The following is a 22179-nucleotide window of genomic DNA, read 5'->3' on the forward strand; positions in this document are numbered from 1 at the left end:
CACCCGGAGCTTAAATGATTAATTATTGTGCGCTGGCCTGAGCCAGATCATGTTACCGGTAAAATACCCCGTAGGGATTAACGGTAAACCTTATTCGAACTCGTTCCAGGAACGGCCATCACGGGTGATCATCGCCACCGAGGCAACCGGTCCCCAGGTGCCCGCCTGATACGGTTTCGGTGCGTCCTGATCCGCCGCCCATGCTTCAGTGATGGAGTCGACCCACTTCCACGCCTCTTCCACTTCGTCACGGCGTACGAACAGCGCCTGAATACCGCGCATGGTTTCCAGCAGCAGACGCTCGTAAGCATCCGCCAGATGCGTCTGGTTGAAGGTTTCGGAGTAGCTCAGATCCAGCTTGGTGGTCTGCAGGTTGTGCTTGTGGTCAAGACCCGGCACCTTGTTCAGTACCTGAATGTCCACGCCTTCGTCCGGCTGCAGACGGATGGTCAGTTTGTTCTGCGGCAGCTCCTGCCAGGACTCTTTGAACAGGTTCAGTTCCGGGTTTTTGAAATACACGACCACTTCAGAGCATTTCGCAGGCAGACGTTTACCGGTACGCAGGTAGAATGGAACGCCCGCCCAGCGCCAGTCATCAATATCCACGCGGATCGCCACAAACGTCTCGGTGTTGCTGGTTTTGTTCGCGCCCTCTTCTTCCAGGTAGCCCGGCACTTTTTTGCCCTGGGCAAAGCCGGCGGTGTACTGGCCGCGGACCGTTTTTTCGCGCACGTTGGAGCGATCGATACGGCGCAGGGACTTCAGGACTTTCACTTTCGCATCGCGAATGCTGTCCGCGCTGAGATCCGACGGCGGAGACATGGCAATCATGCACAGAACCTGCAGCAGGTGGTTCTGGATCATGTCGCGCATCTGACCGGCCTGGTCAAAGTAACCCCAGCGTCCTTCAATACCCACCTCTTCCGCTACCGTGATCTCCACATGATCGATAGTGCGGTTATCCCAGTTATTCACGAACAGGGAGTTGGCAAAGCGCAGCGCCAGCAGGTTCAGTACCGTCTCTTTACCGAGATAGTGGTCGATACGGTAAACCTGGCACTCTTCAAAGTATTCGCCGACCTGATCGTTGATTTCGCGGGAGGTCGCCAGCGAGGTGCCCAGCGGCTTTTCCATCACCACGCGCGCAGGCTTGGCGTTCAGCTTCGCTTCGCCCAGCCCTTTGCAGATGGCGCCGAAGGTGCTTGGCGGCATGGCGAAGTAGTTAATGGTGACGCGATTTTTTTGATCGAGCATTGCGCTCAGGTTGGCAAATGCCGACGTGTCGTTCACGTCGAGGTTGCAGAAATCGAGACGTCCGCTCAGCGTATCCCACAAACTTTCATCGATTTTCTCTTTCATGAAAGTTTCCAGCGCTTCACGCACGATTTTGGTATACGCGTCTTTATCCCAGTCCGCACGGCCTACGCCCAGGATACGGGTGTCCGGGTGGATTTGACCCGCTTTTTCCAGTTGATACAGGGAAGGCAGCAATTTACGGCGTGCAAGATCGCCTTTCGCGCCGAAAATGACCAGGTCACATGCCTGGGCTGTTTGCGTTACCGCCATGTCATTCTCCTCAGTTGGATACCCTGGTGCTTTTGCCAGAATATCGTTGTAATTTTATTACATGCACTGTACTGCTTTTACGTCATTCCCGAAACCATTTGCGCTTATCCTCGCGTGCGATACGGCGATATTTCGCCCGCGGCGCGCATCGGGTCGGGTCATGGCGGTGAAACAGGTGAAACTTTGTTCTGCCAGGCCGTTGCTAAAATCCGACAGCGATCAAGTAATGAAAAAAAACAACAACATTTTTTCCACGGTTTGACCCTTTCGGCATATCACAGGCGTATATTCTTGCTAATTCGAATCGCGATTTCACCCATTAATGAAATCGCTTCCACCGATGAGCGTCGTGTTAAAAATGAACATGCTGGAAAAAATCCAGTTTCAACTGGAACACCTTAGCAAATCCGAGCGAAAAGTGGCTGAAGTAATTCTCACCGCCCCCGCTCAGGCCATTCATTCCAGCATTGCCGCCCTGGCGCAGGAGTCCGGGGTTAGCGAACCGACCGTCAACCGGTTCTGCCGCAGCATGGAGACGCGTGGATTCCCTGATTTTAAACTGCATCTGGCGCAAAGTCTGGCGAACGGTACGCCTTATGTGAACCGTAACGTTGATGAAGACGACAGCGTGGAGGCCTATACCGGCAAGATTTTCGAATCGGCCATGGCGACGCTGGATCAGGTGCGCCAGTCGCTGGATATGACCTCGGTTAACCGCGCTGTGGATCTGCTGACCCAGGCAAAGAAAATTGCCTTCTTTGGCCTCGGGTCATCCGCCGCGGTCGCGCACGACGCGATGAACAAATTTTTTCGCTTTAACGTCCCGGTTATCTATTCCGACGACATCGTGCTGCAACGCATGAGCTGTATGAATTGTAACGAAGATGACGTGGTGGTCTTGATATCGCATACTGGCCGCACCAAAAGTCTGGTTGAACTGGCGCAGCTGGCGCGTGAAAACGATGCCATGGTGATTGCGCTCACCACCACCGGTACGCCGCTGGCGCGTGAAGCGACCCTGGCAATCACCCTCGACGTGCCCGAAGACACCGATATCTATATGCCGATGGTGTCGCGTCTGGCGCAGCTTACCGTGATCGATGTGCTCGCCACCGGCTTTACCCTGCGCCGCGGGGCGAAATTCAGAGATAACTTGAAGCGCGTCAAGGAAGCGCTTAAGGAATCGCGTTTTGATAAAGAATTGTTCATTAAGGGCGATGTTCCCTGATCGTCAATAACTTAGTTGTTTCTTTTTTCGGCATTCGGTAAGTTTCCAGTTTCAATAAAGACGGACAACGTGCCGAATCATCGTTCACGCAACACCAGGTTGTTTCAGACAACGGAGTATTACATGTCCAGAAGGCTTCGCAGAACCAAGATCGTTACTACCTTAGGCCCGGCAACTGACCGCGATAATAACCTCGAGAAAATCATCGCCGCAGGCGCCAACGTAGTGCGTATGAACTTCTCTCACGGTACGCCGGAAGATCATAAATTACGTGCAGACAAGGTCCGTGAGATCGCGGCAAAACTGGGACGTCATGTTGCTATCCTCGGTGATCTGCAGGGTCCAAAGATTCGTGTTTCCACCTTTAAAGAGGGCAAAGTTTTCCTCAACATCGGTGATAAGTTCCTGCTCGACGCCAACCTGAGCAAAGGCGAAGGCGATAAAGAGAAAGTCGGGATCGACTATAAAGGACTGCCTGCTGACGTGGTGCCGGGCGATATCCTGCTGCTCGACGACGGCCGCGTTCAGCTGAAAGTGCTGGAAGTGAATGGCATGAAGGTCTTCACCGAAGTGACCGTTGGCGGCCCGCTCTCCAACAATAAAGGCATTAACAAGCTGGGCGGCGGCCTCTCTGCCGAAGCCCTGACCGAAAAAGACAAAGCTGACATCATCACCGCCGCTGAAATCGGCGTGGATTACCTGGCCGTCTCCTTCCCGCGCTGCGGCGAAGATCTGAACTATGCCCGCCGCCTGGCGCGCGATGCAGGCTGCGATGCCAAAATCGTGGCAAAAGTAGAGCGTGCTGAAGCGGTATGCAGTCAGGATGCGATGGATGACATCATCCTGGCCTCCGACGTGGTGATGGTAGCCCGTGGTGACCTGGGCGTTGAAATTGGCGACCCGGAACTGGTCGGGATCCAGAAGGCGCTGATCCGCCGCGCGCGTCAGCTTAACCGCTCCGTGATCACCGCGACCCAGATGATGGAGTCGATGATCACTAACCCAATGCCGACCCGTGCGGAAGTTATGGACGTGGCGAACGCCGTGCTCGACGGCACCGATGCCGTGATGCTGTCAGCCGAAACCGCTGCAGGTCAGTATCCGGCAGAGACCGTGGCCGCGATGGCGCGTGTCTGCCTGGGTGCAGAGAAGATCCCAAGCATCAACGTCTCCAAGCACCGTCTGGACATTCAGTTCGACAACGTGGAAGAAGCGATTGCGATGTCCGCCATGTATGCGGCAAACCACCTGAAGGGCGTTACCGCCATCATCACCATGACCGAATCCGGCCGCACCGCGCTAATGACCTCCCGTATCAGCTCCGGCCTGCCGATCTTCGCTATGTCCCGTCATGAGCGCACCCTGAACCTGACCGCCCTGTACCGTGGCGTGACGCCGGTGTTCTTCGACAGCAACAGCGACGGCGTGGCTGCGGCCAACGACGCCGTGAACCTGCTGCGCGATAAAGGCTACCTGGTCTCCGGGGATATCGTTATCGTGACTCAGGGCGATGTGATGAGCACCATCGGTTCGACCAACACCACCCGCGTGATGACCGTCGAGTAATTCGACGGTTTTGCCGGGTGGCGCTGCGCTTACCCGGCCAGGTGACTCTTCCCTCTCCCCTATGGGGAGAGGGTCAGGGTGAGGGGTATTTTTATTTCTTCATTTCTTTATTTCTTCGGATACAGCTCTTTGCGCTTGTACGGCTCTTTCTCGCCGGGCTTACGCGTCTTCAACAGCTTCAGGATCCAGGTGTACTGCTCCGCATGCGGCCCCACCAGAATCTCCACCTCTTCGTTCATCCGGCGCGCAATCGTATTGTCGTCAGCGGTGAGCAGGTCATCCATCGGCGGGCGCACTTCAATCGTCAGGCGATGGGTTTTACCATCGTAAATCGGGAATAACGGGATCACCCGCGCCTGGCATACTTTCATTAACCGGCCAATGGCGGGCAGGGTCGCCTTATAGGTGGCAAAGAAATCGACAAACTCGCTGTGTTCAGGGCCGTGATCCTGGTCCGGCAGATAATAGCCCCAGTAGCCCTGGCGAACGGACTTAATAAAGGGTTTGATGCCGTCGTTACGGGCATGCAGGCGGCCGCCAAAGCGACGGCGCACCGTGTTCCACACGTAATCGAAGACCTTGTTCCCCTGATTGTGAAACATCGCCGCCATTTTCTGCCCCTGGGAGGCCATCAGCATCGCCGGGATATCCACGCCCCAGCCGTGCGGCACCAGGAAAATCACCTTTTCGTCGTTGCGACGCATCTCCTCAATGATCTCCAGCCCTTTCCAGTCGACACGGCTGGCCACTTTTTCCGGCCCGCGAATAGCCAGCTCGCCCATCATCGCCATCGCCTGCGGTGCGGTGGTGAACATCTCATCGATGATCGCTTCACGCTCCGCTTCGCTCTTTTCCGGGAAGCAGTAAAAGAGGTTGATCTGCGCGCGACGGCGGGCGCTTTTACCCAGCCTGCCCGCCAGGCGCCCTACTTTACCGAGGAGCGGATCGCGCACGGACGCCGGGAGCATCGCAATACCCGCAAAGGCATAGACACCCAGCCAGGCGCCCCATAAGCGCGGGTGGCGAAAGGATTTCTCAAATTCCGGAATGTATTCACTGTTGTTTTTTTGGGTTTCCATGCTTTTTCCAGGGCGGGTGATGCTTAAAAGAGTAATGCGTTAGTTTAGCGAGGCCATGCGCAAGGCACAAAAGAAAAAGCCGGTGCAGTCATGCACCGGCTTTGATTGCTGCAGAATTAATCCAGCGTCAGCTGCGGAATAACCTCTTTGACCTGCGCCAGATAATCGCTGCGGTCTTTACCAGTCAGCCCTTCCGTACGCGGCAGCTTGGCCGTTAACGGGTTGACCGCCTGCTGGTTGATCCATACTTCATAATGCAGGTGCGGACCGGTTGAACGGCCGGTATTACCGGAGAGCGCAATGCGGTCGCCACGTTTAACCTTCTGGCCCGGCTTCACCAGCAGCTTACGCAGGTGCATATAGCGGGTGGTATAGGTACGCCCGTGACGGACGGCGACATAATAGCCTGCCGCGCCGCTGCGTTTTGCCATTACCACTTCGCCGTCACCGACTGCCAGAACCGGCGTGCCCTGCGGCATGGCGAAGTCCACGCCACGGTGCGGTGCAACGCGACCGGTGACCGGGTTCAGACGACGCGGGTTAAAGTTCGAAGAGACACGGAACTGTTTTGAGGTCGGGAAGCGTAAGAAGCCTTTCGCCAGACCGGTACCGTTACGATCGTAGAATTTGCCGTCTTCGGCACGGATGGCGTAATAATCTTTACCGTCCGAGCGTAAACGAACCCCCAGCAGCTGGCTCTGCTCGCGCTTGCCGTCCAGCATTTCGCGGGACATCAGCACCGAGTATGAATCGCCTTTTTTCAGCTTACGGAAGTCCATCTGCCACTGCATGGCTTTGATCACGGAACTGATTTCACCGCTGGTGAGCCCTGCGTCACGGGCGCTGGCAACAAAGCTGCCGTTGCCTAAGGTGCCTTTGATGGCGCTGTTAACCCAGTCGCCCTGCTGCATTTCGCTGCTCATCTTGAAACCGTTTTCAACGCGATCGTAGGTACGGGTTTCACGACGGGAGACTTCCCAGGTCAGGCGCTGTAAATCACCGCTGTCGGTGAGGGTCCAGGAGAGCTGCTGGCCAATTTTCAGGTTTCGCAGATCTTTATCAGAGGCAGCAAGACGGCTGATTTCGCCCATATCGATACCGTACTGATTCAGCACGCTGCTTAAGGTATCGCCCGTTGACACGACATATTCGTGCACGCCGACTTCGGCTTCGGTTTTTTCATCCAGCTCATCCTGAGGGATGGCTTCTTCTTCCTGTGGCGCCTGATCGATAGGTTCACTGGCTTCCGGCAGCAGCGAGCGGATTTCGTTCTTTTCCAGCTCGATGGTCCTGATAACCGGTGCGGAATTAGGATGATAGACAAAGGGTCGCCAGACGGCGACCGCTAAGGTGAGAACTGTAAGCGACCCCAGCATGACGCGGTGGGGCCGGGGCAGATTGTTAAATGCCAGGGCGACAGAGCGGGCTATCTGTTGCACGTAATCACTTCCTCGTTAATCTCCTTTCAGGCAGCTCGCATACTGGTTCGCCAGTTGGCTGAGGAACTGCGAATAGCTCGCTTTGCTCAACTGGATAGAGGTTCCCAGTGGGTCAAGGGTGCCCATACGCACGGACGTACCCCTTGCCACGGCTTCAACGACCGCTGGCCTGAACTGTGGCTCAGCAAAAACGCAGGTCGCTTTTTGCTCAACCAACTGTGTTCTGATTTCATGTAAACGCTGCGCACCAGGTTGAATTTCTGGATTCACGGTGAAGTGGCCAAGCGGCGTAAGACCGTAGTGTTTTTCGTAGTAGCCGTAGGCATCATGAAAAACGAAATATCCTTTACCTTTCAATGGTGCGAGCTCGGTACCCACCTGCTTGTCGGTTGCGGCAAGTTGTGCCTCAAAATCCTTCAGGTTGGCGTCTAGTTTGGCTCGACTTTGCGGCATAAGTTCCACTAATTTTTCGTGGATTGCAACCGCCGAAAGCCGCGCTATTTCTGGTGAGAGCCAGAGGTGCATATTGTACTCACCATGATGGTGATGCTCGTCACCTTTTTCCGCGCTACCATGGTCATGATCGTGGTCGTGATCGTCGTCGTCGTCCCCTTTCATGAGAAGCGGTTTCACGCCTGCCAGATTAGAAATATTAACCTGTTTAGCCTCAGGCAACTGATTCGCTGACTTCTGCATGAAGGCTTCCATGTCGGGACCAATCCAAACAACTAAGTCCGCGTTTTGTAAGCGTTTTACATCGGAAGGACGCAGGGAATAGTCGTGTTCTGAGGCGCCATCAGGCAGTAAAACCTGCGTTTCAGTGACCCCATCAGCGATAGCTGAGGCGATAAAACCGAGCGGTTTAAGCGAAGCGACGACGGCGGCGTTAACATCTTGTGCTGTTGAACCCCAAAGTGCAGCGGATAGTGCTGCGAAAAGAAGCGTATTTTTCTGTAACATAATGCGACTTATCATCGTAATGAACGTGTGGAATGTGATATTATAACATTCGATGACTTCTGCAAGCATAAATTGACATGACGAATCTGGTATCTCTCGAAAATATTTCGGTTTCATTTGGTCAGCGCCGCGTCCTCTCTGACGTTTCGCTGGATCTGAAACCCAGTAAAATTCTGACGCTTCTCGGTCCAAACGGTGCGGGTAAGTCCACGCTGGTGCGGGTTGTACTCGGCCTGGTAGCACCGGACTCAGGCCTGATCAAGCGTGACCGGCAGCTGCGTATTGGCTATGTGCCTCAGAAGCTGCAACTTGACGCCACGCTGCCGCTGACGGTCAGCCGCTTCCTGCGACTGCGCCCCGATACGCGCAAAGAGGATATTCTTCCGGCGCTTAAGCGTGTGCAGGCCGGGCATCTGATCGAAGCCCCCCTGCAAAAGCTCTCCGGCGGCGAGACCCAGCGCGTGCTGCTTGCCCGTGCGCTGTTGAACAAACCGCAGCTGCTGGTGCTCGACGAGCCGACTCAGGGTGTGGATGTTAACGGACAGGTTGCGCTGTATGACCTGATCGATCAGCTGCGTAAAGAGCTGGACTGCGCCGTGCTGATGGTATCCCACGACCTGCATCTGGTGATGGCGAAAACCGACGAAGTGCTCTGCCTGAACCACCACATCTGCTGCTCCGGCACGCCGGAAGTGGTCTCCATGCATCCTGAGTTTATCTCGATGTTTGGCCCACGCGGCGCTGAACAGCTGGGCATTTATCGCCACCATCACAACCACCGCCATGATTTGCAGGGACGCATTGTCCTTCGCCGGGGAAACGGTAACTCATGATTGAACTATTACTGCCCGGCTGGCTGGCCGGGATAATGCTCGCCTGCGCGGCGGGTCCACTGGGCTCGTTTGTCGTCTGGCGCCGGATGTCCTACTTTGGCGATACGCTGGCCCATGCTTCTCTGCTGGGGGTGGCGTTTGGTTTACTGCTGGATGTGAATCCTTTTTACGCGGTGATTGCGGTGACGCTGCTGCTGGCGGCGGGTCTGGTGTGGCTTGAAAAACGCCCGCACCTTGCGGTGGATACGCTGCTTGGGATCATGGCCCACAGCGCCCTGTCGTTGGGTCTGGTGGTGGTGAGCCTGATGTCCAACATCCGCGTGGATCTGATGGCCTATCTGTTTGGCGATCTGCTGGCGGTCACGCCGGACGACCTGATTGCCATCGCCATTGGGGTGGTGATTGTTCTGGCTATCCTGCTGTGGCAGTGGCGCAACCTGCTGGCGATGACCATCAGCCCGGATTTAGCCTTTGTTGATGGCGTGAAACTGCAGCGCGTAAAACTGCTGCTGATGCTGGTGACCGCGTTGACCATTGGCGTGGCGATGAAGTTTGTCGGGGCGCTGATCATCACCTCCCTGCTGATTATCCCTGCCGCCACCGCACGTCGTTTCGCCCGTACGCCGGAGCAGATGGCCGGTGTGGCCGTGGGTGTGGGGATGATCGCGGTGACCGGCGGATTAACCTTCTCGGCGTTTTATGACACCCCTGCCGGGCCGTCCGTGGTGCTGTGTGCGGCTACGCTGTTTATCTTCAGCATGATGAAGAAGCCTGCCAGCTGAGGTATTGCCCGGTGGCGCTACGTTTACCGGGCCTACGGAATTGCGCTTTTGTAGGCCGGGTAAGGCGCAGCCGCCACCCGGCAATGCCCAAAGTGATTAAGGCATCTGCGGCGGCGTAATGCCAAAGTGGTCCCAGGCTCTTACCGTCGCCATGCGCCCGCGCGGCGTACGCTGCAAAAAGCCCTGCTGGATCAGATACGGCTCCAGCACATCCTCGATGGTTTCCCGCTCTTCACCAATCGCCGCCGCCAGGTTATCCAGCCCCACCGGCCCGCCGAAGAACTTGTCCAGCACCGCCAGCAGCAGCTTACGGTCCATATAGTCAAACCCTTCGGCATCGACGTTCAGCATATCCAGCGCCTGGGCAGCGATATCCAGCGAGATGGTGCCGTCGTGCTTCACTTCGGCAAAATCGCGCACCCTGCGCAGCAGGCGGTTGGCGATACGCGGCGTGCCGCGGGAGCGCTTCGCCACTTCGAAAGCCCCCTCTTCGCTCATATCCAGCCCCATGTAGCGCGCGCTTCGGCTCACAATATGCTGGAGATCGGGCACCTGGTAAAACTCAAGGCGCTGCACGATGCCGAAACGATCGCGCAGCGGCGAGGTTAAGGAACCCGCGCGGGTGGTGGCGCCAATCAGGGTGAAAGGCGGGAGGTCGATTTTAATCGAACGCGCGGCCGGGCCTTCGCCAATCATGATATCCAGCTGGTAGTCTTCCATCGCCGGATAGAGCACCTCTTCCACCACCGGTGACAGGCGGTGGATCTCATCGATAAACAGCACATCGTGGGGTTCGAGGTTGGTCAGCATCGCCGCCAGATCGCCCGCCTTTTCCAGCACCGGGCCGGAGGTGGTGCGCAGATTGACGCCCATCTCGTTGGCGACGATATTGGCGAGGGTGGTTTTCCCGAGCCCTGGCGGGCCGAAAATCAGCAGGTGATCGAGGGCATCGCCGCGAAGTTTCGCCGCCTGGATGAAGATCTCCATCTGCGAGCGCACCTGCGGCTGGCCAATATACTCATCAAGCAGCTTCGGGCGGATCGCCCTGTCCACCAGATCTTCTGTCTGAACGCTGCCTGCTGAGACCAGACGGTCTGCTTCAATCATCCTTTACCTCACAATGCGGCGCGCAGCGCTTCACGAATCAGGGTTTCACTGGTAGCGTCCGGTTTAGCCACTTTACTGACCATTCGGCTCGCTTCCTGAGGTTTATAGCCCAGCGCCACCAGCGCGGCAACCGCTTCCTGTTCCGCATCATCTGTTGCCGGGCCCGCCGGCGAAGTCAGCACGAGGTCGGCAGCAGGGGTAAACAGATCGCCATGCAGACCTTTGAAGCGATCTTTCATCTCGACAATCAGGCGCTCGGCCGTTTTCTTACCGATGCCCGGAAGTTTAATCAGGGCGGCGGGATCTTCACGCTCAACGGCGTTAACGAACTGCGCAGCCGACATCCCGGAGAGGATCGCCAGCGCCAGTTTTGGCCCCACGCCGTTGGTTTTGATCAGCTCTTTAAACAGGGTGCGTTCCTGCTTGTTGTTAAAGCCAAACAGCAGCTGGGCATCTTCACGCACCACGAAGTGAGTAAAGATAATCGCCTCTTTGCCCGCGTCCGGCAACTCATAGAAGCAGGTCATCGGCATGTGCACTTCATAGCCCACGCCTGCGGCCTCAAGCAGCACTATCGGGGGTTGTTTTTCTAAGATGATGCCTCTGAGTCTGCCTATCACGTGACGCTCCTGCGTTAAGGGCTAAAAGTTACCGCTGCCATAATAAAAAAAGGCTGGATAAACATCCAGCCTGATTTCACACATTTAGCGTAATCGACCGCGCGCCAGGTTGAGCCGCGACTCGCTAATCTGCATCGCGTTCTGGCTAACGTGGCAATGGGTAATGGCAATTGCCAGCGCATCAGCGGCATCCGCCTGTGGATTGGCGGGCAGTTTTAGCAGGGTACGCACCATGTGCTGCACCTGGCTTTTATCTGCCCCACCGTTCCCCACCACGGTCTGCTTGACCTGCCGCGCGGCGTATTCAAACACCGGCAGATCCTGGTTCACCGCGGCGACAATCGCCACGCCGCGCGCCTGACCCAGCTTCAGCGCCGAGTCGGCGTTCTTCGCCATAAACACCTGTTCGATGGCGAAATAGTCCGGCTGGAACTGAGTGATAATCTCCGTCACGCCCGCGTAAATGAGCTTCAGGCGCGACGGCAGATCGTCCACTTTTGTACGGATACAGCCGCTGCCCAGGTAGGTTAACTGACGCCCGACCTGGCGGATAACGCCATAACCGGTGATGCGTGAGCCCGGGTCAATACCGAGAATAATCGCCATCACGCCGCTCCGGTTATCGGTTTACGTTGGGCCATTACAGCGTAGCCGCAACCTCGTCGGAGATTTCACCGTTGTGATAAACTTCCTGCACATCGTCGCAATCTTCAAGCATGTCGATCAGACGCAGCAGTTTAGGTGCGGTTTCCGCATCCATATCCGCTTTGGTGGATGGGATCATGGTGACTTCGGCTGCGTCGGCTTTCAGGCCAGCGGCTTCCAGCGCATCACGCACGGCACCCATCTCTTCCCATGCGGTATAGACGTCAATCGCGCCATCGTCATAGGTCACAACGTCTTCAGCACCGGCTTCCAGCGCCGCTTCCATGATCGCGTCTTCGTCGCCTTTCTCGAAGGAGATCACGCCTTTCTTGCTGAACAGGTACGCAACGGAACCGTCGGTGCCCAGGTTACCACCGGTTTTGGTGAAGGCATGACGCACTTCGGCCACGGTACGGTTACGGTTGTCGGACAGGCATTCAATCATCACCGCCGTGCCGCCAGGACCGTAACCTTCATAAATGATGGTTTCCATGTTCGCGTCTTCATCGCCGCCTACGCCACGGGCAATAGCACGGTTCAGGGTGTCACGGGTCATGTTGTTGCTCAGCGCTTTATCGATCGCTGCGCGCAGACGCGGGTTAGAGCCGGCATCGCCGCCGCCCAGACGAGCTGCGGTAACCAGCTCACGAATGATTTTGGTGAAGATCTTACCGCGTTTGGCATCCTGTGCCGCTTTGCGGTGTTTGGTGTTGGCCCACTTACTATGACCTGCCATAAAAAACTCTCCAAAAAGCGCGCCCTTTCAGGCGGCGTTAATTACAAATTCTTCAATCGCCTGCCGGTTGCTCCACGACTTGGTTAACGCTGCGGCTTCGGCTGCATTAACCCAGCGGTAGGTCAAATGTTCGGTGAACACGATCTCCCGCTCGTGGGGAAGCGCAAGGCAGAACCAGGATTCTGTATTGCGTTCGGTCCCCGGCGCATAGCGATGACGTAAATGGCTAAAGATTTCAAAATCCACCGTGCGCTGACAGTCCTTCAGGGTCAGTTGCTCGCGAGCAACATCAATGGCGACCTCTTCCTTTACTTCACGCGCGGCGGCCTGCAACGCGGTTTCACCCTCCTCCAGGCTGCCGGTAACCGACTGCCAGAAGGCGGGATCGTCGCGTCGCTGCAACATCAGCACCCGCTTCGTGTCTTCTGCATAAATGATCACTAACACGGAAACGGGAAGCTTATATGCCATATCAGTTTTTCTCTTCCTTTTTCACCACTTCGATACCCAGTTCGCTCAGGGAAGCCGGGTTAGCGAAGCTTGGCGCTTCGGTCATCAGACACGCAGCGGCGGTGGTTTTCGGGAAGGCGATAACATCACGAATGTTGTCGGTGCCGGTCAGCAGCATGGTCAGACGATCCAGACCAAACGCCAGACCTGCGTGCGGCGGTGTACCGTACTTCAGGGCATCCAGCAGGAAGCCAAACTTCTCGCGCTGTTCCTGTTCGTTAATGCCCAGAATACCAAATACGGTCTGCTGCATGTCGCCGCTGTGGATACGCACGGAACCGCCGCCCACTTCGTAGCCGTTGATCACCATGTCGTAGGCGTTAGCGACGGCCTCTTCCGGTGCCGCTTGCAGCTCTGCCGCGCTCATCTCTTTCGGGGAGGTGAACGGATGGTGCATCGCGGTCAGACCGCCTTCGCCGTCGTCTTCGAACATCGGGAAGTCGATAACCCACAGCGGCGCCCATTTGGCTTCGTCAGTGAGGTTCAGATCTTTGCCCAGCTTCAGACGCAGTGCGCCCAGCGCGTCGGCAACCACTTTCTTGTTGTCCGCGCCGAAGAAGATCATGTCGCCGTCCTGGGCTTCAGTACGCGCCAGAATGGATTCAACGATCTCAGCATTCAGGAATTTCGCCACCGGGCTGGTGATGCCTTCGATGCCTTTCGCGCGCTCGGTAACTTTGATGTAAGCCAGGCCTTTCGCGCCATAAATTTTGATGAAGTTGCCGTAGTCGTCAATCTGCTTACGGCTTAAGGCAGCACCGCCTGGTACGCGCAGCGCGGCGACGCGGCCTTTCGGATCGTTAGCCGGGCCAGAGAAGACCGCGAACTCCACGCCTTTCAGCAGGTCGGCAACGTCGACCAGCTCCATCGGGTTACGCAGGTCTGGTTTGTCAGAGCCGTAGCGACGTTCCGCTTCAGCGAAGGTCATGATTGGGAAGTCGCCCAGATCCACGCCCTTCACGTCCAGCCACAGGCTGCGTACCAGCGCTTCCATCACTTCACGCACCTGCTCAGCGGTCATGAAGGAGGTCTCGACGTCGATCTGGGTAAATTCTGGCTGACGGTCAGCACGCAGGTCTTCGTCACGGAAGCATTTCACGATCTGATAGTAGCGGTCGAAACCGGACATCATCAGCAGCTGTTTGAACAGCTGAGGGGACTGTGGCAGCGCGTAGAATTTGCCTTTATGAACGCGGGATGGCACGAGGTAGTCACGCGCGCCTTCCGGGGTCGCTTTGGTCAGCATCGGGGTTTCGATATCGAGGAAACCGTGATCGTCCATAAAGCGGCGCACCAGGCTGGTGATTTTCGCGCGGGTTTTCAGGCGATCGGCCATTTCCGGGCGACGCAGGTCAAGATAGCGGAATTTCAGACGCGCTTCTTCGGTGTTGACGTGGTTGAAATCCAGCGGCAGTGAGTCTGAACGGTTAATAATGGTCAGATCGGTCGCCAGCACTTCGATTTCGCCGGTCGCCATGTCGCTGTTGATGTTCTTTTCGTCACGCGCACGCACGGTACCGGTCACCTGGATGCAGAACTCATTACGCAGTTCAGCTGCCAGCTTTAACGCATCGGCGCGGTCTGGATCGAAAAACACCTGCACGATGCCTTCGCGGTCGCGCATATCGATAAAGATAAGGCTGCCAAGATCACGACGACGGTTGACCCAACCACACAGGGTCACCTGCTGTCCGACGTGGGACTGACGCAGCTGCCCGCAATATTCTGTACGCATGAGATATCCCTTAACTTAGCCGCAGGCTACAAGGTCGCAGCTTTCTGTATATCAAACTGGATGAAAAAAGGCGGCTATTATACTGGAAATTCCGCCAGACGATAAGAGAGAAGCGCGCCAGACGCGCGTTTGCTGCTCGCATCTTGCATATTCTCACAAAATTTAACAAAAATATCAGACCTGGAACATGCTGGCTCAGCGTAAGGTATTAGCAAGGCTAACTATTTAACAGGAATAACCATGTTCACACTCGACGCCGCCCGTACCGCCCTAGTGGTGATTGATTTACAGGAAGGGATCCTGCCCTTTGCCGGTGGTCCGCATACCGCCCAGGATGTGGTCAGCCGCAGCGCACGTCTGGCCGAAAAATGCCGCGCCAGCGGTGCGCCCGTGGTGATGGTGCGCGTGGGCTGGTCCGCCGATTTCGCCGAGGCGCTGAAACAGCCGGTGGATGCCCAGGCGCCCGCCCATGCCCTGCCGGAAAACTGGTGGCACTACCCGCTGTCTCTCGGCAAACGCGACAGCGATATCGAAGTAACTAAACGCCAGTGGGGCGCGTTCTACGGCACCGATCTGGAGTTACAGCTGCGTCGTCGCGGTATCGACACTATTATTCTGTGTGGGATCTCCACCAACATTGGCGTTGAGTCCACCGCGCGTAACGCCTGGGAGCTGGGCTTTAATCTGGTGATCGCCGAAGACGCCTGCAGCGCGGCCTCGGCCGACCAGCATCTCGGCAGCATGACCAATATCTTCCCGCGCATTGGCCGGGTACGCAGCACCGACGAGATTATCAGCGCACTATGATCTATCTGGGGTTACCCCAATGGTCGCATCCGAAATGGGTGCGGCTGGGGATTACCGGTCTTGAAGAGTATGCCCGCCACTTTAACTGTGTGGAGGGCAATACCACGCTGTACGCCCTGCCTAAACCTGAGGTAGTGGCGCGCTGGCGGGAGCAGACCGGCGATGACTTCCGCTTCTGCTTTAAATTCCCGGCCACCATCTCCCATCAGGCCGCGCTGCGTAACTGCGATGATTTAACCGCCGAGTTTTTCACCCGACTGTCGCCGCTGGCCGACCGCATCGGCCAGTACTGGGTGCAGCTGCCTGCCACCTTTGGGCCGCGCGATCTGCCCGCGCTCTGGCAGTTTCTCGACGCCCTGCCCCGGGAATTTACCTACGGCGTAGAGGTCCGTCATCCTGAGTTCTTTATGAAAGGCGAAGCGGAGCAAGCGCTAAACCGCGGCCTGCACGAGCGCGGCGTCAACCGGACGATCCTCGACAGCCGTCCCGTTCATGCCGCCGTTGCGCATAACGAAGCCATCATCGAGGCGCAGCGCAAAAAACCGAAGGTGCCGGTGCATGCGGTGATGACCGCCAGTAATCCGATGGTGCGGTTTATCGGCAGCGACAATATGCCGCAAAACCAGGCGCTGTTTGCCGTCTGGCTGCAGACCCTGGCGAAGTGGGAACAGACCGCCACCCCCTATCTTTTTTTACATACTCCCGATATCGCCCAGGCGCCGGAACTGGTCGATGCTCTCTGGCAGGCCTTGCAGGCCGTGGCGCCGTCCATTGGCGATGCCCCCACTATTCCGCAGCAATCTTCTCTTTTCTGATCTCAGCCCCTATCATATGAAATGCCATCTGCCAAAAAACAGGGAGTTTGTATGGTTTGCGCGCTGTATGCGGTGCTGGGTGCGTTACTGTTAATCAAGTTTTCGTTCGATGTTGCGCGCCTGCGGATGTTGTACCGCGTCTCTTATGGCGACGGGGGTTTCTCTGAGCTGCAAACCGCGATCCGCATTCACGGCAATGCGGTGGAGTACATTCCGGCGGCGCTGATTTTGCTGTTGTTTATGGAAATGAACGGCGCGGAGACCTGGATGGTGCATGTCTGCGGCCTGCTGCTGATCCTTGGACGCCTGATGCACTACTATGGCCTCCATCAGCGCCTGTTCCGCTGGCGTCGTTCCGGCATGAGCGCCACCTGGTGTTCGCTTGTGCTAATGGTGCTGGCTAACCTGTGGTATATGCCGTGGGAGTTGGTTTTCTCCCTGCATTAGCGCACAATACGCCCCTTTATTTTTCCCGGATTTTTACGTTATGTCAGATCGCGACACGCTTTTTTCTGCGCCTATCGCCAGTCTGGGCGACTGGACCTTCGATGAACGGGTGGCTGAAGTCTTCCCGGATATGATCCAGCGCTCGGTCCCCGGCTACTCCAATATCATCTCCATGATCGGCATGCTGGCGGAACGTTTTGTTCAGCCAGACACGCAGGTCTACGATCTGGGATGCTCGCTGGGCGCAGCCACGCTGTCGGTTCGTCGTAACATCAAGCACGACGGGTGCAACATTATCGCCGTGGACAACTCTCCGGCGATGGTCGAACGCTGCCGCCGTCATATCGACGCCTGGAAAGCGCCGACCCCGGTAGAGGTGGTCGAGGGCGATATTCGCCATATCGAAATTAAAAACGCCTCCATGGTAGTGCTGAATTTTACCCTGCAATTCCTGGTGCCCGAAGATCGTCAGCTGTTGCTGGACAAAATTTATCAGGGGCTGAACCCCGGCGGCGCGCTGGTGCTGTCGGAAAAATTCAGCTTTGAAGATGCCACCGTCGGCGAACTGCTGTTCAACATGCATCACGATTTCAAACGCGCCAACGGCTACAGCGAACTGGAGATCAGCCAGAAGCGCAGCATGCTGGAGAACGTGATGCTGACCGACTCGGTTGAGGCCCATAAGGCCCGCCTGCACAAGGCCGGCTTCGAGCACAGCGAGCTGTGGTTCCAGTGCTTCAACTTTGGCTCGCTGGTGGCGCTGAAAGGCGGTGACGCATGATTGATTTCGGTAACTTTTATCAGCTGATTGCCAAAAACCACCTCTCCCACTGGCTGGAAACCCTGCCCGCGCAGATCGCCGCCTGGCAGCGTGAGTCGCTGCACGGTCAGTTTAAGCAGTGGAAGAATGCGGTTGAATTTCTGCCGGAGATGACGCCGTATAAACTCGACCTGCTGCACAGCGTGACCGCCGAGAGCGAAGAGCCGCTGAGCGAAGGCCATAAGCTGCGTCTTGAAAATCTGATGCGTAACCTGATGCCGTGGCGCAAAGGGCCGTTTTCGCTGTACGGCATGCAGATCGACACCGAATGGCGTTCAGACTGGAAGTGGGATCGCGTCCTGCCGCACCTCTCCGATTTAACCGGGCGCACCATTCTGGATGTCGGCTGCGGCAGCGGCTATCACATGTGGCGCATGATTGGCGCGGGCGCGCATCTGGCGGTGGGCATCGACCCAACCCAGCTGTTCCTCTGCCAGTTCGAAGCCGTGCGCAAGCTACTTGGCAACGACCAGCGCGCGCACCTGCTGCCGCTGGGCATTGAGCAACTCCCTGCCCTGGCGGCGTTCGACACCGTCTTCTCAATGGGCGTGCTCTATCATCGCCGCTCCCCGCTGGAGCACCTCTGGCAGCTGAAAGATCAGCTGGTCAGCGGCGGCGAGCTGGTGCTGGAGACGCTGGTGGTTGAAGGGGATGAGAACACCGTTCTGGTGCCGGGGGATCGTTATGCCCAGATGCGTAACGTCTACTTTATTCCGTCGGCGCTGGCGCTGAAAAACTGGCTGGCGAAGTGCGGTTTTGTGGATATTCGCATCGCGGACGTTTGCGTCACCACCACCGAAGAGCAGCGCCGTACAGAGTGGATGACCACCGAATCACTGGCCGAGTTCCTCGATCCGAACGACAGCAGCAAAACGATCGAGGGTTATCCGGCCCCGGTCCGTGCGGTGTTGATTGCCACCAGGCCGTGATTTTTGCCGGGTGGCGGCTTCGCCTTACCCGGCCTACAAAATAATATCTGCCATTTTATCCAAAATATTTCGAGTTGCAGCAAGGCGGCAACGCAGCGAATCCCCGGGAGCTTACATCAGTAAGTGACCGGGGTGAGCGAGGCAGCCAACGCCGCTGCGGCTTGAAATATGAAGGATAAAGGATAAAAAAAGGCCCCTGTTGAAATTGCAGGGGCCTGGTACAAACAAGCATCACATTGGGCGACATGATGCGCGGTAAAAACTGGTTTTAGCGGCGATACTGCTCGATTATCGCCTTCATTCGGGCTACCGACTCTCCCTCTACGCCATAGCGGGAATATTCATCCGCTTCAGCATCCGTCGACATCGACAACCCTGTATTGCGATAGCGCATGGGTGATGGCCACCATTTCCCGGCCGAGCTGTGAAGCTCTTCAACCCCTGCCTGTAAAAACGTCTCCAGGTTGGCGGCGCGAACGCCAGCACCCGCCATTATTATTGGAACACCTGATTGCGCTTTTAGTTCCTTAATTAATGAAATACCTTTTTCAGCAGACGACTGCTGGCCGGATGTCAGCACACGCGCCACCCCCAGTTCCGCCAGCTTTTCAAAGCCTTGCTGCGGATTGATGCACATATCGAAGGCACGATGAAAAGTTACCGCCATCCCCTGTGCGGCGGCCATAATCTGGCGCATACGCGGCATATCGATGTCGCCGTCCTCATTCAGCAGGCCGGTCACCAGCCCCGGATAACCCAGGTCTTTCACGAGGGCGATATCCTCGAGCATGGCGTTAAACTCGCCGCTGCTGTAGCAAAAATCCCCGCCGCGGGGCCGGATAATCGGGTGAACAGGGATACGCACCGCCTGACGCACCGATTTCAGTACGCCATAAGACGGGGTCAGCCCGCCCTCTTTCGGAGCGGCACAGAGCTCAATACGATCGGCACCCTGCTCCTGCGCGGTCAGGGCACACTCCATGCTGTAACAACAGATCTCCAGCAATGCCATAAAACCTCCTTATTCTTCGCTGGCGACAATCTGCTCGATTGTCCAGGGGTGAAACTTCACCGTCACGCTGCCGTCGGTCACCGCCAGGGTGGGATTAGGCAGGCGCTCGCGCTCCCCTTTTGGCGAGCTGGTTTTCACAAAGATCCCGGGCTGGCTTAACCCCTCGTCAGAGAGCAGCGCCAGGGCGCGGGCATTCAGGGTATCCGGGTCGCCGGGCAGGACGATTTCGATATGCTCCCAGCCTTCGTGCGGGTAGCGTTTTTCACCCGGCCAGGGCAGCTCGACCACAGTAAAGCGCCAGTGGGCGACGCACACCGGCTCGTGCAGCTTAAACAGGCAGATGGGACGGCCATTGATGATGTTTTCCGAGAGAAGCTCGCTGCACTGCTCAAACCCGCGCCGCCAGCGTTCCGCAGTGGCGTTCTGATGGCAGCGCAGGGAGATGTGGTCCGCCGCGAGCGGGGCGATATCCAGACCCAGGCGAGCGGAAAGCGCCATAAAGGCGTCGGTGAAACGCGGTAAATCGGCTGCAATGTCCTGCAGCTCGTCAACAGATTGCCAGTTCGCCATCGTTAATACTCTTATCGTCATGCAAAAGCGTTAATTTACTCTGTTGCCCGCCTGCGACCAACCGCTGATTTGAGCCAGTGCTGACGGCAACGGGCAATTGCAGTATACTCCCGGCCTAATTTCTTTAACTGATGCGACAGCATGATGGTCGCGTCAAAAATGTAAGGTATCCCGGTGAATATTCAGGCTCTTCTCTCAGAAAAAGTCAGTCAGGCACTGATTGCTGCAGGCGCACCTGCAGACTGTGAACCGCAGGTTCGTCAGTCAGCGAAAGTACAGTTTGGCGACTATCAGGCCAACGGCGTGATGGCAGTGGCTAAAAAACTGGGCATGGCGCCGCGACAACTCGCAGAGCAGGTCCTGACGCATCTGGATCTCAAGGGTATCGCCAGCAAAACCGAAATCGCCGGTCCGGGCTTTATCAATATCTTCCTCGACCCGGCTTTCCTGGCGCAGAACGTGGATGCCGCGCTGCAGTCCGACCGTCTGGGCGTGGCGCAGCCGCAGGCTCAGACCATCGTTGTCGACTACTCCGCCCCGAACGTGGCGAAAGAGATGCACGTCGGCCACCTGCGCTCCACCATCATCGGTGACGCCGCGGTGCGCACCCTGGAGTTCCTCGGCCACAACGTGATCCGTGCGAACCACGTCGGCGACTGGGGCACCCAGTTCGGCATGCTGATCGCCTGGCTGGAGAAACAGCAGCAGGAAAACGCCGGTGAGATGGCGCTGGCGGACCTCGAAGGTTTCTACCGCGACGCGAAAAAGCACTACGACGAAGACGAAGCCTTCGCCGAGCGCGCGCGCAGCTACGTGGTAAAACTGCAGGGTGGCGATGCCTACTTCCTCGAGATGTGGCGCAAGCTGGTGGACATCACCATGTCTCAGAACCAGATCACCTACGATCGTCTGAACGTGACCCTGACCCGCAAAGACGTGATGGGTGAAAGCCTCTACAACCCAATGCTGGCCGGTATCGTGGCCGATCTGAAGGCCAAAGGCCTGGCGGTCGAAAGCGAAGGCGCGACGGTGGTGTTCCTTGATGAGTACAAAAACAAGGAAGGCGAACCGATGGGCGTCATCATCCAGAAAAAGGATGGCGGCTTCCTCTACACCACCACCGATATCGCCTGCGCCAAGTATCGCTACGAGACGCTGCATGCGGATCGCGTGCTCTATTACATCGACTCCCGTCAGCACCAGCACCTGATGCAGGCGTGGACTATCGTGCGCAAAGCGGGCTACGTGCCGGATTCCGTACCGCTGGAACACCACATGTTCGGCATGATGCTGGGTAAAGACGGCAAGCCGTTCAAAACCCGCGCAGGCGGCACCGTGAAGCTGGCGGATCTGCTGGATGAGGCGCTGGAGCGTGCCCGTCGTCTGGTGGCCGACAAAAACCCGGACATGCCTGCTGACGAGCTGGAAAAACTGGCCAACGCCGTCGGTATCGGTGCGGTGAAATACGCGGATCTTTCCAAGAACCGTACCACCGACTACGTTTTCGACTGGGATAACATGCTGGCGTTTGAAGGCAACACCGCGCCGTATATGCAGTATGCCTATACCCGCGTGCTGTCTGTCTTCCGTAAAGCTGACATCGATGAAAGCGCGCTGGCCCAGGCGCAGGTGACCATCACTGAAGATCGTGAAGCGCAGCTGGCCGCGCGTCTGCTGCAGTTCGAAGAGACGCTCTCCGTGGTCGCCCGCGACGGTACGCCGCATGTGATGTGTGCCTATCTGTACGATCTGGCAGGCCTGTTCTCTGGCTTCTATGAGCACTGCCCTATCCTCTCTGCCGAGAGCGAAGCGGTTCGCAACAGCCGCCTGAAGCTGGCGCAGCTGACGGCGAAGACCCTGAAGCTGGGTCTGGATACCCTGGGTATCGAAACCGTAGAACGTATGTAAAAACAAACCCGGCTTTCGCCGGGTTTATTGTTTTGTAGCCCCGGTAAGCGCAGCGCCACCGGGGA

Annotated in this window: 22 protein-coding genes; 10 read left to right on the forward strand and 12 right to left on the reverse strand. The window is 57.0% G+C overall.

Translation table 11 applies throughout. From position 1 onward, the window contains the following. Positions 1-90: 90 nt before the first annotated feature. Complete coding sequence (gene zwf, locus FFB58_RS06050; protein WP_039030819.1) at positions 91-1566, reverse strand: glucose-6-phosphate dehydrogenase; 1476 nt, start codon at positions 1564-1566, stop codon at positions 91-93. Between the two features lie 322 nt (positions 1567-1888). Here zwf and FFB58_RS06055 point away from each other — a divergent pair, with 322 nt between their 5' ends. Together FFB58_RS06055 and pyk are read left to right on the forward strand one after the other, a co-directional pair. Then, positions 1889-2794: a MurR/RpiR family transcriptional regulator gene (locus FFB58_RS06055; RefSeq protein WP_138369348.1), complete on the forward strand. Its 906-nt coding sequence runs from the start codon at positions 1889-1891 to the stop codon at positions 2792-2794. A gap of 123 nt (positions 2795-2917) precedes the next feature. Then, positions 2918-4360, forward strand: a complete 1443-nt coding sequence (gene pyk / locus FFB58_RS06060) for a pyruvate kinase (RefSeq protein ID WP_039030820.1) — start codon at positions 2918-2920, stop codon at positions 4358-4360. Between the two features lie 107 nt (positions 4361-4467). Here the strand turns inward: pyk and lpxM are convergent, their stop codons facing one another. The 3 genes from lpxM to znuA all read right to left on the reverse strand — a co-directional run bounded on the left by lpxM (position 4468) and on the right by znuA (position 7838). Beyond that, positions 4468-5439 (reverse strand): lauroyl-Kdo(2)-lipid IV(A) myristoyltransferase, encoded by a 972-nt coding sequence (lpxM, locus tag FFB58_RS06065; protein WP_138369349.1) that lies wholly within the window; start codon positions 5437-5439, stop codon positions 4468-4470. Positions 5440-5555: 116 nt separating this feature from the next. Further along, positions 5556-6878 (reverse strand): murein DD-endopeptidase MepM, encoded by a 1323-nt coding sequence (gene mepM / locus FFB58_RS06070; protein WP_039030822.1) that lies wholly within the window; start codon positions 6876-6878, stop codon positions 5556-5558. Positions 6879-6893: 15 nt separating this feature from the next. Continuing rightward, positions 6894-7838 (reverse strand): zinc ABC transporter substrate-binding protein ZnuA, encoded by a 945-nt coding sequence (gene znuA, locus FFB58_RS06075; protein WP_138369406.1) that lies wholly within the window; start codon positions 7836-7838, stop codon positions 6894-6896. 77 nt (positions 7839-7915) lie between these two features. On the opposite strand from znuA, the gene znuC reads away from it, so the two are divergent. Then, positions 7916-8671, forward strand: a complete 756-nt coding sequence (gene znuC / locus FFB58_RS06080; protein WP_138369350.1) for a zinc ABC transporter ATP-binding protein ZnuC — start codon at positions 7916-7918, stop codon at positions 8669-8671. Further along, on the forward strand, positions 8668-9453 hold the full coding sequence (znuB, locus tag FFB58_RS06085; protein ID WP_138369351.1) for a zinc ABC transporter permease subunit ZnuB: 786 nt from the start codon (positions 8668-8670) through the stop codon (positions 9451-9453). The genes znuC and znuB overlap by 4 nt, the downstream gene beginning before the upstream one ends. 96 nt (positions 9454-9549) lie before the next feature. Here znuB and ruvB read toward each other — a convergent pair whose 3' ends face one another. The 6 genes from ruvB to aspS all read right to left on the reverse strand — a co-directional run bounded on the left by ruvB (position 9550) and on the right by aspS (position 14806). Next, positions 9550-10560 (reverse strand): Holliday junction branch migration DNA helicase RuvB, encoded by a 1011-nt coding sequence (gene ruvB / locus FFB58_RS06090; RefSeq protein ID WP_039030825.1) that lies wholly within the window; start codon positions 10558-10560, stop codon positions 9550-9552. An 8-nt stretch (positions 10561-10568) separates the two neighbouring features. Then, entirely contained in the window at positions 10569-11180 is a 612-nt protein-coding gene (ruvA, locus tag FFB58_RS06095; protein ID WP_039030826.1) for a Holliday junction branch migration protein RuvA, read from the reverse strand. An 84-nt stretch (positions 11181-11264) separates the two neighbouring features. After that, positions 11265-11786 carry a crossover junction endodeoxyribonuclease RuvC gene (gene ruvC, locus FFB58_RS06100; protein WP_039030827.1) on the reverse strand — a complete coding sequence of 174 codons (522 nt, stop codon included), beginning with the start codon at positions 11784-11786 and terminating at the stop codon, positions 11265-11267. Positions 11787-11820: 34 nt separating this feature from the next. After that, on the reverse strand, positions 11821-12561 hold the full coding sequence (locus FFB58_RS06105) for a YebC/PmpR family DNA-binding transcriptional regulator (protein WP_039030828.1): 741 nt from the start codon (positions 12559-12561) through the stop codon (positions 11821-11823). Between the two features lie 27 nt (positions 12562-12588). Next, positions 12589-13032, reverse strand: a complete 444-nt coding sequence (gene nudB / locus FFB58_RS06110) for a dihydroneopterin triphosphate diphosphatase (protein ID WP_039030829.1) — start codon at positions 13030-13032, stop codon at positions 12589-12591. A 1-nt stretch (position 13033) separates the two neighbouring features. Further along, a complete protein-coding gene (aspS, locus tag FFB58_RS06115; protein ID WP_039030830.1) occupies positions 13034-14806 on the reverse strand; it encodes an aspartate--tRNA ligase in 1773 nt (590 codons plus the stop codon). A 240-nt stretch (positions 14807-15046) separates the two neighbouring features. Here aspS and FFB58_RS06120 point away from each other — a divergent pair, with 240 nt between their 5' ends. The 5 genes from FFB58_RS06120 to cmoB are packed head-to-tail and all read left to right on the forward strand — an operon-like array spanning position 15047 to position 18624. Further along, complete coding sequence (locus FFB58_RS06120; protein WP_138369352.1) at positions 15047-15613, forward strand: hydrolase; 567 nt, start codon at positions 15047-15049, stop codon at positions 15611-15613. After that, complete coding sequence (locus tag FFB58_RS06125; RefSeq protein ID WP_138369353.1) at positions 15610-16428, forward strand: DUF72 domain-containing protein; 819 nt, start codon at positions 15610-15612, stop codon at positions 16426-16428. The genes FFB58_RS06120 and FFB58_RS06125 overlap by 4 nt, the downstream gene beginning before the upstream one ends. A gap of 51 nt (positions 16429-16479) precedes the next feature. After that, entirely contained in the window at positions 16480-16875 is a 396-nt protein-coding gene (locus FFB58_RS06130; protein ID WP_138369354.1) for an MAPEG family protein, read from the forward strand. A gap of 40 nt (positions 16876-16915) precedes the next feature. Next, positions 16916-17656 (forward strand): carboxy-S-adenosyl-L-methionine synthase CmoA, encoded by a 741-nt coding sequence (cmoA, locus tag FFB58_RS06135; RefSeq protein WP_039030834.1) that lies wholly within the window; start codon positions 16916-16918, stop codon positions 17654-17656. Beyond that, positions 17653-18624 (forward strand): tRNA 5-methoxyuridine(34)/uridine 5-oxyacetic acid(34) synthase CmoB, encoded by a 972-nt coding sequence (gene cmoB / locus FFB58_RS06140; RefSeq protein ID WP_039030835.1) that lies wholly within the window; start codon positions 17653-17655, stop codon positions 18622-18624. Before cmoA ends, cmoB begins: the two co-directional genes overlap by 4 nt. 268 nt (positions 18625-18892) lie before the next feature. Here the strand turns inward: cmoB and cutC are convergent, their stop codons facing one another. Further along, positions 18893-19636 carry a copper homeostasis protein CutC gene (gene cutC, locus FFB58_RS06145; protein WP_039030836.1) on the reverse strand — a complete coding sequence of 248 codons (744 nt, stop codon included), beginning with the start codon at positions 19634-19636 and terminating at the stop codon, positions 18893-18895. A 9-nt stretch (positions 19637-19645) separates the two neighbouring features. Next, positions 19646-20206: a VOC family protein gene (locus FFB58_RS06150; protein WP_039030837.1), complete on the reverse strand. Its 561-nt coding sequence runs from the start codon at positions 20204-20206 to the stop codon at positions 19646-19648. A 174-nt stretch (positions 20207-20380) separates the two neighbouring features. Here FFB58_RS06150 and argS point away from each other — a divergent pair, with 174 nt between their 5' ends. Beyond that, the gene (gene argS, locus FFB58_RS06155; RefSeq protein WP_039030838.1) at positions 20381-22114 is read left to right on the forward strand and encodes an arginine--tRNA ligase; all 1734 of its coding nucleotides are present in this window, start codon (positions 20381-20383) and stop codon (positions 22112-22114) included. Positions 22115-22179 lie beyond the last annotated feature (65 nt).

The organism is Enterobacter sp. MF024 (assembly GCF_005843915.1).
Taxonomy (GTDB): domain Bacteria; phylum Pseudomonadota; class Gammaproteobacteria; order Enterobacterales; family Enterobacteriaceae; genus Enterobacter; species Enterobacter barmai.

Excerpts from the sequence above, each read along its gene's own strand:
- zwf (WP_039030819.1), bottom strand. The coding sequence starts at position 1,566 with ATGGCGGTAACGCAAACAGCCCAGGCATGTGACCTGGTCATTTTCGGC.
- FFB58_RS06055 (WP_138369348.1), top strand. The coding sequence starts at position 1,889 with ATGAAATCGCTTCCACCGATGAGCGTCGTGTTAAAAATGAACATGCTG.
- pyk (WP_039030820.1), top strand. The coding sequence starts at position 2,918 with ATGTCCAGAAGGCTTCGCAGAACCAAGATCGTTACTACCTTAGGCCCG.
- lpxM (WP_138369349.1), bottom strand. The coding sequence starts at position 5,439 with ATGGAAACCCAAAAAAACAACAGTGAATACATTCCGGAATTTGAGAAA.
- znuA (WP_138369406.1), bottom strand. The coding sequence starts at position 7,838 with ATGTTACAGAAAAATACGCTTCTTTTCGCAGCACTATCCGCTGCACTT.
- znuC (WP_138369350.1), top strand. The coding sequence starts at position 7,916 with ATGACGAATCTGGTATCTCTCGAAAATATTTCGGTTTCATTTGGTCAG.
- znuB (WP_138369351.1), top strand. The coding sequence starts at position 8,668 with ATGATTGAACTATTACTGCCCGGCTGGCTGGCCGGGATAATGCTCGCC.
- ruvB (WP_039030825.1), bottom strand. The coding sequence starts at position 10,560 with ATGATTGAAGCAGACCGTCTGGTCTCAGCAGGCAGCGTTCAGACAGAA.
- ruvC (WP_039030827.1), bottom strand. The coding sequence starts at position 11,786 with ATGGCGATTATTCTCGGTATTGACCCGGGCTCACGCATCACCGGTTAT.
- FFB58_RS06105 (WP_039030828.1), bottom strand. The coding sequence starts at position 12,561 with ATGGCAGGTCATAGTAAGTGGGCCAACACCAAACACCGCAAAGCGGCA.
- nudB (WP_039030829.1), bottom strand. The coding sequence starts at position 13,032 with ATGGCATATAAGCTTCCCGTTTCCGTGTTAGTGATCATTTATGCAGAA.
- aspS (WP_039030830.1), bottom strand. The coding sequence starts at position 14,806 with ATGCGTACAGAATATTGCGGGCAGCTGCGTCAGTCCCACGTCGGACAG.
- FFB58_RS06120 (WP_138369352.1), top strand. The coding sequence starts at position 15,047 with ATGTTCACACTCGACGCCGCCCGTACCGCCCTAGTGGTGATTGATTTA.
- FFB58_RS06125 (WP_138369353.1), top strand. The coding sequence starts at position 15,610 with ATGATCTATCTGGGGTTACCCCAATGGTCGCATCCGAAATGGGTGCGG.
- FFB58_RS06130 (WP_138369354.1), top strand. The coding sequence starts at position 16,480 with ATGGTTTGCGCGCTGTATGCGGTGCTGGGTGCGTTACTGTTAATCAAG.
- cmoA (WP_039030834.1), top strand. The coding sequence starts at position 16,916 with ATGTCAGATCGCGACACGCTTTTTTCTGCGCCTATCGCCAGTCTGGGC.
- cmoB (WP_039030835.1), top strand. The coding sequence starts at position 17,653 with ATGATTGATTTCGGTAACTTTTATCAGCTGATTGCCAAAAACCACCTC.
- cutC (WP_039030836.1), bottom strand. The coding sequence starts at position 19,636 with ATGGCATTGCTGGAGATCTGTTGTTACAGCATGGAGTGTGCCCTGACC.
- FFB58_RS06150 (WP_039030837.1), bottom strand. The coding sequence starts at position 20,206 with ATGGCGAACTGGCAATCTGTTGACGAGCTGCAGGACATTGCAGCCGAT.